We start from the raw sequence: 16,655 nt of genomic DNA, 5'->3' as shown, positions 1-16,655 counted from the left end.
AATAACCTTATGAAAATAAAATTAAAAAAATACTTTAATAGTTCAATGCTAATAAACCCGGATAAAGCTAAAAGTTTTTATGAAAAAATCAAAGAGGTTTTGAAAAAAGAGGAAGAGGTAGTATTAGATTTTGCAGGAATACAAGTTACGACATTAGTCTTTTTATATGTACTTTTTACTAATTTATGGAATGAATATGGAAATGAGTTAAAAAATAAATTAACTATAAAAAATGCATCGCAAGGGCTTTTTAATCAAATGATTTATTTGAAAGATAATTATAAAGAACTAAAAACAAAGTTTTTAGGTGTTCACCAAAACTTTGAGATAGCATATATAGGATAATTGTTGACAAAATTAATAAAAAATGTTAACATAAAAAAGTAAAGAAACTATACCAAAAAGGGGTGTAAAAAATATGTTTTTTGAAGAGATACAAAATGAAATATATGATAGTACATTTGATGCTGTTTATAACGCATTATTAGAAGAGTTTAAAGAGGGAAAATTAACTATTGAAAGGTTAATGATGAATATAGACGAGCAACAACAAGTGTTATTAAATGGATTTTTTGAAGGAGAAACAAAGTTTGCTTACGCAAGTGCAACAGTAGATGCACACCAATATGCATTAGCAATGATAAAAAAAGGTTTAGCATAATAAAAAGAATGGAATTATTCCATTCTTTTCTTTTTTAATACAAAAAGTATTTGAAAAATATAAAAAATAGAACACCTGAAAAAGAATAAGCGTTCAGAAAAAAAACTTGACATAAAAGTGTTCTTATTATATACTAATCATGAGACCGAATTTGATTGAATAGATCTATATACCCCCCAAAATCTATTTTAATCTTTTTTATTTTTTAACACTCCCCCGTGTTATAAAAAACCCTCCTCCCCAGGAGGGTTTTTTTATTACTACCAAATAAATTTTAAAATAATTGGAGCGATAAAGATGGTTATGATACCAGCAATAACAATAGATAGTGCACTCATAGCACCTTCAGTCTCACCCATTTCAATAGCTTTGCTTGTTCCTACAGCATGGCTAGATATACCTATTCCCAATCCTTTAGCAATAGCATTTTCAATTTTAAATAGTTTTAACATAAATGGTGCAAAGATATTACCAGTTATTCCAGTTACCATGATAGCAAAAACTGTTATGGCAGGAATTCCGCCAAGTAGTTTACTAACCTCAATTCCGATAGGTGTAGTTATAGATTTTGGTACAAAAGATAAAAGAATAACATCTTGAATACCTAATAGTTTTCCAAGAATTAAAACAGAAACAATTGCTGTTATAGACCCAACTAAAGAACCTATTAAAATAATTTTATAATGTTTCTTTAAGCTATCTAACTCTTTATAAAGAGGAATAGCTAAGCAGACAGTTGCAGGAGCTATAAAAAATCCTAAAATATCCCCACCTTTATTGTAATAAGATGTAGGAATATCAAAAATTTTCATAATTGATAGGATTATTACTAACGCAACTAAAATAGGGTTTAAAATTGGTAATTTAAATTTATTAAAAATATCTTTTCCTATTTTAAAAGAAATCAAGCTTATAAATATTCCGAAAAATGCATTATCAAAAAGTATCTCTTTCATCTATTTCTCTCCTTTCATCATAAAATCAACAAATAAAGCTGTAATAACCATTGTAATCAAAGTTGTTAAAACTAGAAGTAAAACTAATTTAAAAAAATCTACTTTTAGTAAATCTACAACATCCAAAAGTTTTATACTTGGTGGAATAAAAGTTATAATCATATTAACGATAAAAAAATCACCAGCATTTTTGATGCTATCTAGTTTGATTATTTTCAGAGAAAGAAAAATAAATAAAAGTATTAAGCCGTTCACAGTTCCAGGAGTAGGAAGATGAAAAACTTTTTCTAAAATAACACCAAGATAGTTAATACTTAAAATAATAAGAAATTCGTATAACACGATAAGCCTCCAGATTTAAATTTTTTTTCTAAAAATACTAAAGAGGTGCCCCAAAGGAACACCTCTAAATTAAAATTAATCTTTTCTTTTCATTTGTGGGAAAAGGATAACGTCTCTTATTGATGGTGCACCAGTTAAAAGCATGATTGCTCTATCGATACCGATACCTAATCCACCTGTAGGAGGTAATGCGTATTCTAAAGCTTCAATGTAATCGTCATCGATAACAGCAGTAGCTTCGTCGTTTCCTAATAAAGCTTCTTCAACTTGAGCTTCTAATCTTCCTCTTTGATCAGCTGGGTCATTTAACTCAGAGAACGCGTTAGCATACTCTCTAGCATCGATAAATAACTCGAATCTGTCAGTAAATCTTCCATCCTCAGCATTTCTCTTAGCTAGAGGAGAGATTTCAACTGGATGTCCATAGATAAATGTTGGTTGTACAATATGTTCTTCACATTTTTGCTCGAAGAATTCATTGATAATATGCCCAACAGTAGTCATGTGATCAGCAACATGAACATTGTGTTCTTTAGCTAAAGCTTTAGCTTCCTCAACAGTTAGGTTTTGCCAGAAATCAGCACCAGTGATATCTTTTATCATATCAACCATGTGAATTCTATTGAATTTATCAAGGTTGATTTCTTTTCCATTGTATTCGATAGTAGTAGTTCCTAAAACATCAGTTGCTAAGAATTGGAACAGACTTTCAGTTAAGTCCATCATATCGTTGTAATCCGCATAAGCTTGGTAAAGTTCCATCATTGTGAATTCAGGGTTATGTCTTGTTGACATACCTTCGTTTCTGAAGTTTCTGTTGATTTCATAAACTTTATCAAATCCACCGATTATTAATCTCTTTAAGTAAAGCTCAGGAGCTATTCTTAAATATAATTCCATATCTAAAGCATTGTGATGAGTTATGAAAGGTCTTGCAGCAGCTCCACCAACGATAGGATGCATCATAGGAGTTTCAACTTCTAAGAATCCTTTTCTGTTTAAGAACTCTCTGATTCCGTTTATGATTCTAACTCTTTTCATGAAAGTATCTTTTACTTCTCTGTTCATGATAAGATCTAAGTATCTTTTTCTATATCTAGTTTCAACGTCAGTTAATCCGTGGAATTTTTCAGGAAGAGCTCTAACGTTTTTAGAAAGTAACTCAACATGAGAACTTCTTAAAGTTAACTCTCCTTTTTGCGTTATAAATAAAGTTCCTTCAACACCGATGATGTCTCCAGCTCCTAATTTTTTAACAATTTCAAAAGACTCTTCTCCAATTTGGTCTTGTCTAATATAAACTTGGATTTTTCCAGTTTGGTCTTCGATATGAGCAAATACAGCTTTACCTTGCTCTCTGAATCCCATGATTCTTCCCGCTGTTTTAAAAGTAGTCTCTGCTTCTGGAGTAGATGCTAAAAGATCTCCAACCATATGAACTTTATCATATTTTTTTCCGAATGGGTAAACTCCAAGAGCTTCAATCTCTTTTATTTTATCCCATTGCTCCATAACAAGACGTTCTTTTGCAACTCTGTCAAAGTATTTTTCCATAGTTTTTTCTCCCTTTTTTAAAATTTATAGTTTCAATAAATATATGCTACTTTTTCTACCCCAAGTACTGCTAGGGTTATTTTCTCTAGACTTTCTTAAGTAATCTTTAGCTTTTTCAATATCACCTTTTCTATGATAAATAACTCCTAAATAATAGTAAAGCTCAGATGTATTTTCATCAGGAGTTGTTATTTTTTCAAAGTCAATAAGAGCTTTGTCAAAATTATTCATCGAGAAATATGTTTTTCCACGATAGAAGTTAAGTTCAGAGATATTTGTAGATGTATTTTCTGCTTTATTAAAGAATATTAATGCTTCATTATAACTTCTTCGATTAAGAGCCTCTATTCCATTTGTTATATCTTTAGATGAGTCAGAAGATGGAGAGATAATAGTTACATTTTCATCTCTTTTCTGATCAATTAAAGAGCTAGAAGGTTCTGATGGTGAAGTTATAAATGTAGGGGTATCTGTAGTTGTTGCAGAAGAAGTACCACCTAAGCTTAGATAGTAGTTTCCTTTATCATTATCCCCATTTTTTGTATATAATGAACCAATTAAAAAGGCCAATTCTTGACTTTGAGAGTCGCTATAGAATTTTTCTAAAAATTGAAGTTCATCTAATGTTGCACTATTTTTTTCTTTAATAGCTCTCATTACTTCAGTATTTAGTTTTAAATTATTTCTATTGTAATCTAAATAGTAATTGTTAATAACAAAGCTTCCAGAACTAGCTTTTTCTTCGAAAGCAAGAAGCTTTATATTTTCTTCCTCATTAAGTGAAAAGTTTTCTTTTAAATATCTAATCTCTTTATTAATTAAAACTTTATTTTCACTTGTAGAGCTTAGGTCTAGTACCATAAATGCAACATCTTTCTGTCTGCTGTTCGTAGGGAATGCAGCAAGATATAGTTGGGCACTTTTTACCAATAAATCTAAATTTTTATTATTGTAGCTGTTTAAAATTATATCATAATTATCTTTCTCAGTAAAATTATATTTCAATTTATTTTTTATCTTAACAGTACCAATATATGTGAAACCTCTATAAATTTCAGCTACATATTCACCTTGGTATAAACTGTTGAAATTTAAAGAGTTATTACTGATATTAAAAGTATAATCACTTTTAATAGGAGAGGAAATCATTTTCACTCTATCAGCATTAATGTTATTAATAATTAGTGTTTCACCTGCATAAACTTCCATAGGTGCTAAAACTTGAGAAGGTAGATACTCACGAATAGCGCTACTAGATAAGTCTCTTTGTGTTAAATCAAATAAATAAGTTACACCAGATTCATTCAGGAAAAAATTGTCCTGTGGTAAAACTGGATTTTTAACACTAGGAACAACAACTTGAGTTTGCTTTGGAAGTTGTGTTTGAAGATTTGTACAACTAAAAAGAACTAACGCTGTTGTAGAAATTAAAAATATTTTTTTCATTTACCCCTCCTTTAATAAAAAATAGAGCAAAGAGATTGCTCTATTCTAGCTTTTATTGTACCTCAATTATTTCAATCTCTAATTGGTTTATCTCTATACCATTATCATATATAACATAGGCAATTGTCAACTTATTTTCAGAATAAACATATTTTTTACAAAAAACTGTAAAGTTCTTTTTTAAATATGGAGTATTATAAATAAAATCAGTTTTTGAATCAGGTTTTATGATAAGAGTACTTTCGATTTCACCAAACTTAAAAATCTCGGTAAGATAAGGGGACATTCTTATTTCACCTTTTCCATACTTATTATCATAAGTGAAAGCAGTAGTTTCGTCTGAAACTACTTTTTGAGCAATCATTTTTTGGGAGATTTTTTCACCGAAAGAATCAGTGCTATTAATTATTATTTTAGCCATTAATAGTAGTCCTTTTCATCGTCGTCATATCCCATATCATAATAATCATCGTGATCATAAGAATCTTCACGGTCGTAATATTCGTCATCATCCCAATCACCGATATTGTCTGCTCCTAAATATTCTTCTTTCCAGAAATCTAAAACAGAGTTTATTTCGTTTGAGTCATCAACAGCAATTAGATCATCCTCATCCTCGTCATATAAGAATATATAGTTAGTTCCGTCAGAATCCTCAGTTATAAGGTATTCCTTATCTCTAATAATAAGATTTTCTAAGACTGTTATTTCAAACTCCTCGTCATCGATGATGTGATAAAAAGTTTCTCCTTGCGAATACATTGTTTCCTCCTAATAATTTATAAAAATAAAATAAAAAAATAAAATTAAAAACTACTTATGATATTTAGTATTTTTTATTATACTAAACCATCTATAAATTTGCTCAATTAATATTAATCTCATTAATTGATGCGGGAAAGTCATTTTAGAAAAGCTAAGTCTTAAATCTGCAGCTTTTCTAATTTCGTCAGAAACGCCATAAGAACCACCGATTATAAAGTTGATAGTGTTATCACCATTAACTCCAATTTTTTCGATATGCGATGCCATTTCTTCCGATGAAAAATTCTTTCCACTGATATCTAAGAGAATTTTAAAACCTTTATTTTTTTCTAAAGTTTCTAAAATTGCTTTTGATTCCTTTTCAATAGAGATATTTCGATTAGAATCGTTACCATCTTCTTTTAATTCAAAAACTTTTAATTTACCAAATGCTTGAAGTCTTTTAGCAAATTCTTGAATTCCATCTAAAATATATTTTTCTTTAATTTTTCCAACACAAATAATATTTATATTCATTTTCTTTTGAATCCTTTCTCCATATCTAATAGGTTTATTTTAAATGTTATTGGTCTTCCATGAGGACAAGTGAACCGACCTATCTTATGAAGATCTAATATAAGTTTTTCCATTTCGGAAATAGTTAGTTTTTCGTTAGCTTTAATAGCGCTTCTACAAGACATAGAAATAATCATACTTTCGATAACTTCATTTTTTGAGTTAACCTTATTTAATCCTTCTAATACTTCGAAAAAAATATTTTCAAAAGAATCTTTACTTTTCAAAGAAGGGACAGATCTAATTAAAAAATCTAAATCATTAAATTGATCTATTTCAAAGCCAAAATCTTCAAAAAAGTTAATTCTTTCTTTTAGAAGTTCAATCTGTTTTAAAGTTAAAGAAACTTTTATAGGAACGAGTAAGGTTTGTGAAGAAATCTTATGTTGACTATACTCGCTTTTAAGCTGCTCGTAGAGAATTCTTTCGTGAACAATATGTTGATCATAAATAATTAAATCGCCATCCTCTTCAACTAAGATAAAAGAATTTGAAAATTGTCCTATGATTCGTATATTTTTTAAAGGTGTTTTTGAAACATCCTCTTTAATATTCGAAACTTTATTTTCTATAGAATCTATAGAATTCGAAGAAGTTATATTTTTGACTTCTTTTTCAGCATAGTTATCTAAAGATTCTATTGTAAGAGCCAATGGTTTTCCTTCTGTTTTAATAGGAGAAAATTTACTTGGCAATTCAAAACTAGAAACTTCTTTCTTTTTAGAAAACATATTATTTTCTTCAAAAGAAATTTTATTTTCCTCTTTTACATCTTCCATTCTTTTTATATCATTAATTTCAAAATTTTCAAAAGAATTTTTTTGATTATTTAAATTTTTCACTTCATTAATATCGAGCTCATCAAAATCAACAGTTTGCTTTTTTACTTCCAAAATTGGAGTAGTAAAATCTTTGTTAATATTTAAAGCTGAATTAACAACAGAGTAAATTTCATGATAAATTTTATTTTCATCTGAAAACTTAATAATTTTTTTTGAAGGATGAACATTAACATCGATAGATTTAGGATCAACCTTTAAATTAATTATAGCGAATGGGTATTTCCCTTTCATAAGGTGAGTATAGTAGGCATCAATTAAAGCTTCCTCTATAATTTTAGATTTAACAGGTCTACTATTAACAAAGGTGAAAATAAAATCTTTAGTAGATCTAGTTAAAGAAAGGTTACCAACATAACCAAATTCAACATTTTTTAAATTCTTAAGCACAGAAACTCCAAAAAGTTCAATAAGGGTGTTTTCTATTCCGTTACCACTTGTACGAATGCTTTCTTTGCCATCAATACAAAGTATAATAGAAACACTTGGATTTGCAATCGCCTCTTGTAAAACAATTTCCTTTATTTTGGTATTTTCAGTCATATCTTTTCTTAAGAATTTTAATCTTGCAGGAGTATTAAAGAATAAATCCTTAATCTCTATTTCAGTGCCAGAACTTTTTTGAATTTCTTTTAGATTTGTTATTTTTCCACCCGAAACATTGATTGAATAACCAATGGAATCATCTTTTCTTTTTGTTGAAATAATCATTTTGGAAACAGCGGCAATAGAAGAAAGAGCTTCCCCTCTAAAACCATAAGTATTTAAATTAAAAAGGTCCTCTTTAGAAGCGATTTTACTAGTAGCATGTCTTTCAATACAAAGAAGAAGATCTTCTCTAGACATTCCTTTACCATCATCGGTAAATTTAATATCTTTCCCACCTTTTTTTACATCTATTTTAACATATTTACTATCTGCATCAAGTGAGTTCTCTAGAAGTTCTTTGATTAAACTTGCTGGATTTTCAACAACTTCACCGGCAGCAATCATATTCGAAAGAGACTCGTCTAAAATTTTAATAATTCCCAAAATATCACCTCCCACAAAAATTATAACATTATTTATTATTATACAGATTTAAAATAATTTCAACTATTTTTTTTATAAAATATAAATTTTTTAGTAAAAATTATATGATATAATAAAATATAAAGTACTTATAAGGAGTGAAAAATGAGATATTTACAAATTATAATATTGCTAATGACCCTTGGAATTAAAAGTTTTTCATACAATGTTGATGATTATATATTCTTTAATAAAGGTTTAGAAGCTAATGACAAAAGAGATTATAAAAACAGTTTGTTTTTTTATGAAATTTATCAAAAAAATTTTCCATATTCATATCCATTAAGAAGCAATTATGCTAAATTTTATATTGCAAAAAATTATATGGATATGGGGAGACTAGATGATGCACTTTTATATTTTTCAAGAGCCGTTTATGTTCCTGAGAAATATGTGAAGCAAGAGGTAAAAAAATCGAACTATTTTCAATATAGACGTGATTATTTTTCTGGTGAGATTTATCTTAAAAAAAATGATTTAGAAAAATCCAATGAATATTTTAAGAGATTAGTTTTAGATTATTACGATCCACAATTAGAACCTTATGAAAAAAAGGCGTTAAAAATATTAGAGAAAACAAATGAAAAATATAAAAAAATATATGAAGTTAAATATGACAATAATTTTGAATCTTTAAATGAGATGAGTGTGGATGAACTTAACAAATTAAGTGATTATTTTTATCAAAAACGAAAATACAAGAGTGTAATAGCTGTTTTAGATAAAGTGGGAAGTTTTGAAGAATTGAATTATGATAGAAAGCAAATTTATATTCAGAGCTTGTTGAGATTAGAAGAGAATAAAAAAGTTATAGAGTTAACAACAGATGTAAATAGTGACGAGATGAGATTGAGTTTTTACAGAGGGATAGCTTTTGAGCAGAGTAAAGATTTTCCAAGAGCTATATATAACTATGGAGTGATAAAAGATTTAAGATTGAAAGATAGAGCACTTTTCAGAATAGCAAGAATATATTATCAATTAGAGGATTATAAAAAGGCTAAAGATACACTTGAAAAGACGACTAAAAGAGATGAAAGTATAGATAGTTTACTTTTAGATATATACATAAAATTACAAAATAAAAAGAGATTTATAGCTGACTACAACAAATTTAAAGAGTTGTATCCACAGAATCCAAAAATGGGATTGTATTATATGGTTTATAATAAATTGAATAAGAAAATTGAAAACCCATGGGAGTTAGCAAACTATAATATTTTCTTTACAAGTAATTATGTTGTAAGGAGTTATTTGAACTCGTTAAATGATTTTGAAATAAAAAATACTTATAAAGAGGAAGTTTTAAAAAATGCATTAACTGAAATTGGAAAGTTGGGTAGATCAGAACTTTTGGAGGTAGCAGTTCAAAGTAGTAATTTTGATTTAGATTCGGAAAGCGTTCAAGATAAAATAACAATAATAAATAGCTTTGTAGATAGTGAATTTTATAAAGAAGCCTTTGATAAAGTGTCTGAATATAAAAGGGAATTTTATAGATATAAAAATTTACTGCACTATATTTATCCAAAATATTATAGAAAAGATGTTGAAAAAGCAAGAAGAAATTATATACTTCCTCAATCGTTGATATATACAGTTATGTATACTCAAAGTGGATTTGATAAAGAAAGCATTCAGTTTGGAAAAGTTGGTTTGATGGGAATTCCAGAAGAGTTAATAAAAGGAAGAGAAGAGGAATATTTTGATTCAGCCAAGAATATAGAAGAGGGAACTAGGAACTTAAAAAATGTATATGAAAAAAATAATGGAATGATTTTAAAAACCTTAATAGAGTATTTATATGGTGAAAAAGTGGTCAAAACTTTAAACTTTGAATTAGATGGAGATCTTAAATTGGAGACAATAACAGATGAAAAATTCCAAAGAGAGATAGAGGAAATTGTTTATACATATGCTTTTTATAGTGCTATATACAATTAATAATAAAATTAAAAGGACGGCAAAATGAGAAATACAAAATGGATATATAAATCTGAAGAATTCAAAAAAGAAGATATAGTATTAGATAGAGATATAGAACAGATACTTTACAATAGAGGAGTCATATCAAAAGATGAAATAAATTTTTTTATAGATGGAACTCTAGAAAATCTTATGAATCCTAGTGAGTTAGTGGATGTTGATAAGGGAGTTCAAAGAATATTAGAGGCCAGAGACAAAAAGCAGAGTGTTTGGATATATGGAGATTATGATGTTGATGGAATAACTTCTACCTCTTTGTGCTATTTAGCATTAAAAGAGATAGGGATAGATGTGAGATATTATATTCCCTTGAGAGATGAGGGGTATGGTTTGAATAAGGATGCTTTGACATACATAGCAGGAGAGGGAGGAAATTTAATAATAACAGTAGATTGTGGGATATCTTCAATTGACGAGGTTAGTCATTCCAATATGCTGGGAATGGATATGATAATAACGGATCATCATGAGATAAATAATGTTTTACCATCAGCATACGCAGTTATAAATCCCAAGAGAGAGAATAATAAAAGCGATTATAAATATTTTGCAGGTGTTGGTACAGCTTTTATGCTTCTTTTAGCTTTGTATAAAGAATTAGGGAAAAAGAACGATATATATAAATATTTAGATATAGTTGCTATTGGAACTATAGCTGATATCGTGCCATTAAAAGGTCAGAATAGGCTTTTGGTTAAGAGGGGATTAGAGTTATTAAAAAGTAGTAAGTGGCAAGGGTTAAATATGCTTATGAAAAGGTTGTATGAAAATCCGATGGATAAGAAATTTGATACATATGATGTAGGTTTTATAATCGCACCAATTTTTAATGCTGCAGGAAGATTAGAAGATGCAAAGATGGCTGTAGAACTATTTGTAAGCGATTCACATGTGGTTTGTGATAATCTAATATATGAGTTGATAAATAAGAATAGTGAAAGAAAAGAGATACAAGAAGATATTTTAAAAAAGGCTATTGAAAAAATAGAGGAAAAAAAATTGGATGAAAAGAGTGTAATTGTTGTTGCGGAAGAGAAATTTCATCATGGGGTAATAGGGATTGTGGCATCGAAGATATTAGATAGATACTATAAGCCAACAGTTATAATGGAGATAAAACCTGAAGAGGGAATAGCGACAGCTTCGTGTAGGAGTATAGAGGCATTTAATATGATAGAAGCTTTAAATTCTATGAGAGAGTTGTTTGTTAAGTATGGCGGGCATGCTGGAGCTGCAGGTTTTTCAATTCCAATTGAAAATATAGAGGAGTTTTCAGAAAGAATAGATAAGTATGCTTTTGAAAATTTAAGCAATGAAGATACGAAAAAACCTATAAAAATAGATTGTGAACTTTCGATGATTAAGATATCTTTTGATTTAATGGATAAATTATCGTTATTAGAACCATATGGATTTGGAAATGCTTCACCTTTGTTTTCGATAAGAAATTGTAAGTATTCAAATTTTAGAGCGATAGGAAAAGAAAAAAATCATTTGATGATGGATTTAATAAAAGATGGAGTAGAAATAAAAAATTGTGTTTGGTTTAACAGTGAAGATATGTTAGAAACAATTTTAAATAACCAAGAGATTGACGTAGCTTTTAAATTAAAAATGGAAACTTATAAGGACAAATATCAATATAAAATCTTTATAGAGGATATAAAACCTTCGATAAAAACTTTAAATAATTACTCGGAATATCAAACTTTATACAATTTAAAGTTTCCTATAAAATCGATATTTTATACAAGAAGAGATGTTGAAAATGAGAGATTAAATATTACATTTATAAATGAGGATGTTTCTATTAATAGCGGAAAAAATAGTGTTGGATTTTTAGATAATCAAACAAAAGTTTTATTAAAAAAAATGAAGGACTATTATGGATATACTTTTAATGTTAAAGTTGAAAAAATTATAAAAAAAGAAGAAAATTATAATGTGCATATTTTAATAGAGAAAAATGAAGAGTTCAAAAGTCTAGCTATTGAAGCAGGAAGTTTATTTAGGGATATAAAAACATTTTTAATTGGAGATTTAGAATATAACTCTTTACAAAAGAGAATTCTTAGAACTGTATTTAAAGAGAAGAAAAAAGTTGTTGTAAATTGCGAGATAGGAAGAGGAATAGAAACAGTCATAAAGACAATAGAGTTATACAATAGAATGACAGGGAAAAAAGTGTGTGTGGTTAGAGATAAAGAGGAAAGAAAGGAAGGGGGGGATTATTATATCTATATAGGTGAAGCATTAAAAACCGGAGAAGAGTATGATTTGATAATTGGAAAAAATAAGGTAAAGTATGATGGATATGATTATATAGAAGATAGCTATAAAATATTAGATAATATAAAAATTGTCGACGAAAGAGAGCTTTCAGGCTTTGAAAAAATTTTTAGTAAAAAATTATCCCAAGGTGAGAAAATAAAAGCTATTCACGAGATAAAAAATGGAATGAAATATTTCGCAACAGAAGATATAAAAGTTATATTCTAAATGTTGTGGTAAGGATAACTGTATAAAGAGGAAAAGTTGTTACTTTTAAGTATAAAATTCTTAGGATACTTTAACTTAAAAATGGCGGTGAGATAATGTATAAAGAAATGACAGCTAAAATAAGGGTTTCTTTGAGAGAGCAATGGTTTTATCATGTTATAATAGGAGTGTTATTTTTAATTTATACAGCGATTGTAATATTAGGAAATGGAATATTTTTAGATGATATTGTGAAAGTTTTGGGATTTTTATTTTTGATGACAGGAATTGGAAATTTAATATACTCCTTTTCTGGAATAGGAGAAAGAGAATTTCATTGGGGTGAGATTTTCTTTTGGGGTATAATCGAAGTTTTCTCAGGATGGATTCTACTGTCTGAGAGATTGCTTGTAGCCGAGAAGAACTTAATTGATGAGGTTAGTTTGGCTATTGAAAAGGTTATTGCTTCGAAGGTTGAACTTAGAGGCTATCTTATTATATTTTACATAGGAACCTTTTTAATGTTTAGAGGAATAAGTCATATAGTGACAAAAATATATGAAGACGATGGAATCAACCATAACAAGACTTTAGTTGTTATAAAAAGAATATTGATATTAGATGGTTTTATAGATTTTATATTTGGAGTCTTAGTGACTTTATCGATGTATTTAGCTCAAGGCGTATTTTACTACATTGTATTTACATATATATTTATAACTTCTATATTAACTATTATATTTGGATTAGGAACGAAATATTCTTTGAAAATTGAGAAAAATGAATTTTTAGAGAGTGAAGTTTTAGAAAAAAATGGTGAAAAAAAAGAGACAATGTGATTTGTCTCTTTTTTATTATTTAATACTATTTGTTGTTTGCTCTAAAATCATCTAATCTCTTATAAAGCATAAGAGCAGCACTGTTTAAAAGTTTATCTTTGATAAATTCGTTTGTTGGATTTTCAAAGTAGTCTGTAGCAATTAGAGTAGCTAAACCATGTCCGAATAACCAGCAATCTAAAAATAAATCATTTTTAAATTCAGTGGGAAGATTATTAAATCTTTCATCTTTCTCCATTTCAACTTTCATTAAGTCTCTGAATTTTTTTAATAGATTAGCATAAGAGTTATCTCTTAAAAATATAGATTTGAATAATTGTTTCTCTTCTCTTGCAAAAGTGCAAAGTCCGATACCGCTATTAAGGAAAACCATATCTGTTTCAGGTTTCATAACATATTCCATAAATATGTTTTTTGCTTTTTCGATAAGCTCTAATTTAAGCTCATCCATAGATGTGTAACAGCTATAGATAGGTGCTGGTGAGCAATGTAAAGCTTTAGCTAAATTTCTTGCTGTTATTTCATCTAAACCGTATTTAACAAACATTTCAAAAGCTTTTGCATGTATTTGTTCTCTTTTAAAAATGGCTTTTTTTGGCATAAGGCCTCCTAAAAAATTAGAATTTTTTTACAAAGTTAATACCTATACTAGATATTTCTTTTTCGTATTTTATATTTTCAACAGTTCTTGTGTCGTAGAAGTAGTGGTTAAATGCTACTGTCCATTCCATAGTTTCGTTTGGTCTGTATTTAACTCCAGTACCAACCATTGTTGAATCAAGTGCGTATTCAGTTGCAGCAAAACTCTTATCTGGTGCTCCAGTGTCAGCGTAGTTGAATCCAACTAACCAAGCGAATTGGTTTGTGAACCAGTACTCAGAACCTACAGAGATTTCCCATCCGTTATCGTAGTCAGTTGAAGTTTTTCCGATTCTATCCATAGTAGCTGATTCGTTGAAGTAGTAGTTACCACCGATGAATGTTGTCCATTGATCAGTTACTTTATAAGATGCTCCTAAAGCAGCTAAAGCAGGTAAGTCTCTTCTTATTTTTTGTCCATCTTTATAAACTGGGTATAATCCAAGTAGTGCATCAGATAGTCCAAAACCATCAGGTTTAATTTTAGTGCTATCACTAATATCAGATTCTGTTTTGAAATTAAGTTTTACTTTTGTATCGTATCTAAATCCAACATTTAATCTATCGTTAGGTGCATAGTTTAAACCGAATTGAGCTCCAATTCCAGCGGCAGTTCTCTCGGAGTCTATAGAAGCATCTCCAGGTTTCATAATAAGTAGATGATTATTTAGAGTGGACTTAGCTTTTAAAGTTCTTTTTCCATAAACTCCTCTTAGAGCAACTGAGGCTGACCATTTATCAGTTAAGTTATACGCTTTCCCTAAAGTAGTTTGAGCGTACATATTAGAACCTTCAACATTAGTGTTGCTTAAGAATTGATTGAAATCAATCCCAGCAACGCTAAGTGGAATACTATCCTTATACTCAAGAGTAGCTCCTCCACCTACTCCACCAACTGTCCAGAAGTATGCTCCATCATCTGTTTTCTTATATAAAGCGAAGTTTGGAATTGGAGAAGACAAGTTAGTTGAGAAGTCTCTACCATCTTGCTGCATATTTTGATCCCCGAAAGCGTACTGAACTCCCCCTACGAAATAAGTTCCGTTTTCTAATCTCATAAGACCAGCAGGGTTAAAGTAAACTGTAGATCCAACGTTTATAGCTCCTTGTTGTGCAGGGTTAGCTCCGTACTCAGCTGAGTAGTTTTGTATATGATCTATCGATGCTCCCATTGTAGAAACACTTAGACTAGCAATTAGTGCTAATAGTGATAATTTAAATCTGTTCATTATATATAATCCTCCCTAGTTTTTCAAAATTACTAGTGTAATATAACATACGTTTTTAAAAATTACAAGTGTTTTTTAAATAGTGACAATATACGAAATTGTTGAATTCGATTTGTTTGATTAAGGTAAAAGTCGAAAGATCTATCTCTGGGAAATGAGTATCCCCACTATAGTCTCCTTTTATATGAGATATATGTAACTCCTCAACTTGAGGAAAAAAATATTCGTATATTGATTTTCCGCCGATAACGAATATTTTTTTATTTAATTGTGTTTGTAGATGTTTGGCTTTTTCTAAAGCTTTATCTGGAGAATTAAAAACTTCTATATTGTTAGAAGTCAAGTTTGTGTTGTTTGTTAAAACAATATTAATTCTGTCAGGAAGAGCTTTTCCTATGGATTCAAAAGTTTTTCTTCCCATAATTACAATGTTGTTTGTTGTAATCTCTTTAAAGAGTTTTAAATCTTCTGGGATATTCCAAGGGATATAGTTGTTATACCCGATAAGGTTATTTTTATCCATTGCAACTATAAGTGAAATCATAAGCCTATTCTCCTAAATCAAAGTCATTTTGTCTAAGAGCTTCATAAAGAACAATAGCAGCCGAGTTTGAAAGATTTAATGATCTTCCCATCTTTATCATTGGAATTGTGATACATGTTTCTGCATTTGCTTCTCTGATTTCCGCAGGAATTCCTCTAGATTCTGGTCCGAATACGATGAAGTCATTAGGTGCATACTTAACATCAGAATATTTTTGTGTTGTCTTTGTTGTAGCAAAATAAAAATTTGAATCAGGATATGCCGCTCTTAGTTCTTCGTAGTTTTCCCAGACTTTTAAGTCTATCATATCCCAATAGTCAAGACCTGATCTTTTGATTTGTTTTTCATCTAAAGAAAACCCTAAAGGTTTTATAAGATGAAGTGTAGTGTTTGTAAGAACACAGCTTCTTCCAATGTTTCCTGTATTGTAAGGAATTTCTGGTTCCATTAGTACTATATTCATAAAATCCTCCTTAAGTTGATGTAATTCTAATACCAATTTTAACATAAATTTTTTTATAAAACAAAAAAAGATTTTTTTATATTATTATTGTAGTAAAACGAAAAAATAAGTTAAATCTAAAATTAAAACTGGAAATTGTGGAGAAGTTAAAATAAAAAACAAAAAAGTTGTTGACGAAGTTTAAAATTTATGGTACTATAATTTTTGTCAGCGGGAAACACCGCAGATGAAGAACGAAAAGGACATTAACAACCGAATAGAGAAAATAGTCAGAAGTTATGAAAATAA

At 28.9% G+C, this 16,655-nt stretch carries 17 protein-coding genes; 5 read left to right on the top strand and 12 right to left on the bottom strand.

Annotated elements, in window-relative coordinates; genetic code table 11:
- Positions 1 to 9: 9 nt before the first annotated feature.
- Together L988_RS00690 and L988_RS00685 are read left to right on the top strand one after the other, a co-directional pair.
- Positions 10 to 345: an STAS-like domain-containing protein gene (locus L988_RS00690; RefSeq protein ID WP_047380547.1), complete on the top strand. Its 336-nt coding sequence runs from the start codon at positions 10 to 12 to the stop codon at positions 343 to 345.
- 73 nt (positions 346 to 418) lie between these two features.
- On the top strand, positions 419 to 661 hold the full coding sequence (locus L988_RS00685; RefSeq protein ID WP_047380545.1) for a hypothetical protein: 243 nt from the start codon (positions 419 to 421) through the stop codon (positions 659 to 661).
- 260 nt (positions 662 to 921) lie between these two features.
- Here the strand turns inward: L988_RS00685 and L988_RS00680 are convergent, their stop codons facing one another.
- The 8 genes from L988_RS00680 to mutL all read right to left on the bottom strand — a co-directional run bounded on the left by L988_RS00680 (position 922) and on the right by mutL (position 8,150).
- The gene (locus L988_RS00680) at positions 922 to 1,617 is read right to left on the bottom strand and encodes an LrgB family protein (RefSeq protein WP_047380543.1); all 696 of its coding nucleotides are present in this window, start codon (positions 1,615 to 1,617) and stop codon (positions 922 to 924) included.
- A complete protein-coding gene (locus tag L988_RS00675; RefSeq protein ID WP_047380541.1) occupies positions 1,618 to 1,959 on the bottom strand; it encodes a CidA/LrgA family protein in 342 nt (113 codons plus the stop codon). It abuts the gene before it with no gap.
- A 75-nt stretch (positions 1,960 to 2,034) separates the two neighbouring features.
- The gene (gene lysS / locus L988_RS00670; RefSeq protein ID WP_047380539.1) at positions 2,035 to 3,513 is read right to left on the bottom strand and encodes a lysine--tRNA ligase; all 1,479 of its coding nucleotides are present in this window, start codon (positions 3,511 to 3,513) and stop codon (positions 2,035 to 2,037) included.
- A gap of 24 nt (positions 3,514 to 3,537) precedes the next feature.
- Positions 3,538 to 4,959, bottom strand: coding sequence for a M48 family metallopeptidase (locus L988_RS00665; protein ID WP_047380537.1), 1,422 nt, complete (start codon positions 4,957 to 4,959; stop codon positions 3,538 to 3,540).
- Positions 4,960 to 5,011: 52 nt separating this feature from the next.
- Positions 5,012 to 5,380 carry a DUF1934 family protein gene (locus tag L988_RS00660; protein ID WP_047380535.1) on the bottom strand — a complete coding sequence of 123 codons (369 nt, stop codon included), beginning with the start codon at positions 5,378 to 5,380 and terminating at the stop codon, positions 5,012 to 5,014.
- Positions 5,380 to 5,721 (bottom strand): hypothetical protein, encoded by a 342-nt coding sequence (locus L988_RS00655; protein ID WP_047380533.1) that lies wholly within the window; start codon positions 5,719 to 5,721, stop codon positions 5,380 to 5,382. Before L988_RS00655 ends, L988_RS00660 begins: the two co-directional genes overlap by 1 nt.
- Positions 5,722 to 5,772: 51 nt before the next feature.
- Positions 5,773 to 6,240 carry a 23S rRNA (pseudouridine(1915)-N(3))-methyltransferase RlmH gene (gene rlmH, locus L988_RS00650; protein WP_047380532.1) on the bottom strand — a complete coding sequence of 156 codons (468 nt, stop codon included), beginning with the start codon at positions 6,238 to 6,240 and terminating at the stop codon, positions 5,773 to 5,775.
- A complete protein-coding gene (gene mutL, locus L988_RS00645) occupies positions 6,237 to 8,150 on the bottom strand; it encodes a DNA mismatch repair endonuclease MutL (RefSeq protein ID WP_047380531.1) in 1,914 nt (637 codons plus the stop codon). The genes rlmH and mutL overlap by 4 nt, the downstream gene beginning before the upstream one ends.
- Positions 8,151 to 8,294: 144 nt before the next feature.
- Here mutL and L988_RS00640 point away from each other — a divergent pair, with 144 nt between their 5' ends.
- From L988_RS00640 to L988_RS00630, 3 genes are all read left to right on the top strand, one after another.
- A complete protein-coding gene (locus L988_RS00640) occupies positions 8,295 to 10,133 on the top strand; it encodes a tetratricopeptide repeat protein (protein ID WP_047380529.1) in 1,839 nt (612 codons plus the stop codon).
- A 24-nt stretch (positions 10,134 to 10,157) separates the two neighbouring features.
- On the top strand, positions 10,158 to 12,674 hold the full coding sequence (recJ, locus tag L988_RS00635; protein WP_047380527.1) for a single-stranded-DNA-specific exonuclease RecJ: 2,517 nt from the start codon (positions 10,158 to 10,160) through the stop codon (positions 12,672 to 12,674).
- 95 nt (positions 12,675 to 12,769) lie between these two features.
- Entirely contained in the window at positions 12,770 to 13,492 is a 723-nt protein-coding gene (locus L988_RS00630; RefSeq protein ID WP_047380525.1) for a hypothetical protein, read from the top strand.
- Between the two features lie 25 nt (positions 13,493 to 13,517).
- On the opposite strand, the gene L988_RS00625 is transcribed toward L988_RS00630, so the two are convergent.
- The 4 genes from L988_RS00625 to L988_RS00610 are packed head-to-tail and all read right to left on the bottom strand — an operon-like array spanning position 13,518 to position 16,367.
- Entirely contained in the window at positions 13,518 to 14,093 is a 576-nt protein-coding gene (locus L988_RS00625; RefSeq protein WP_047380523.1) for a TetR/AcrR family transcriptional regulator, read from the bottom strand.
- Positions 14,094 to 14,109: 16 nt separating this feature from the next.
- On the bottom strand, positions 14,110 to 15,360 hold the full coding sequence (locus L988_RS00620; RefSeq protein WP_047380520.1) for an OmpP1/FadL family transporter: 1,251 nt from the start codon (positions 15,358 to 15,360) through the stop codon (positions 14,110 to 14,112).
- Between the two features lie 55 nt (positions 15,361 to 15,415).
- Entirely contained in the window at positions 15,416 to 15,904 is a 489-nt protein-coding gene (locus L988_RS00615; protein ID WP_047380518.1) for a dihydrofolate reductase, read from the bottom strand.
- 4 nt (positions 15,905 to 15,908) lie between these two features.
- The gene (locus L988_RS00610) at positions 15,909 to 16,367 is read right to left on the bottom strand and encodes a tRNA (cytidine(34)-2'-O)-methyltransferase (protein WP_047380517.1); all 459 of its coding nucleotides are present in this window, start codon (positions 16,365 to 16,367) and stop codon (positions 15,909 to 15,911) included.
- Between the last annotated feature and the right edge of the window lie 288 nt (positions 16,368 to 16,655).

It is taken from the genome of Cetobacterium sp. ZWU0022, from assembly GCF_000800875.1.
In the GTDB taxonomy this organism is placed as follows: Bacteria; Fusobacteriota; Fusobacteriia; order Fusobacteriales; family Fusobacteriaceae; genus Cetobacterium_A.
This window is presented reverse-complemented; position numbering and strand designations above follow the sequence as displayed.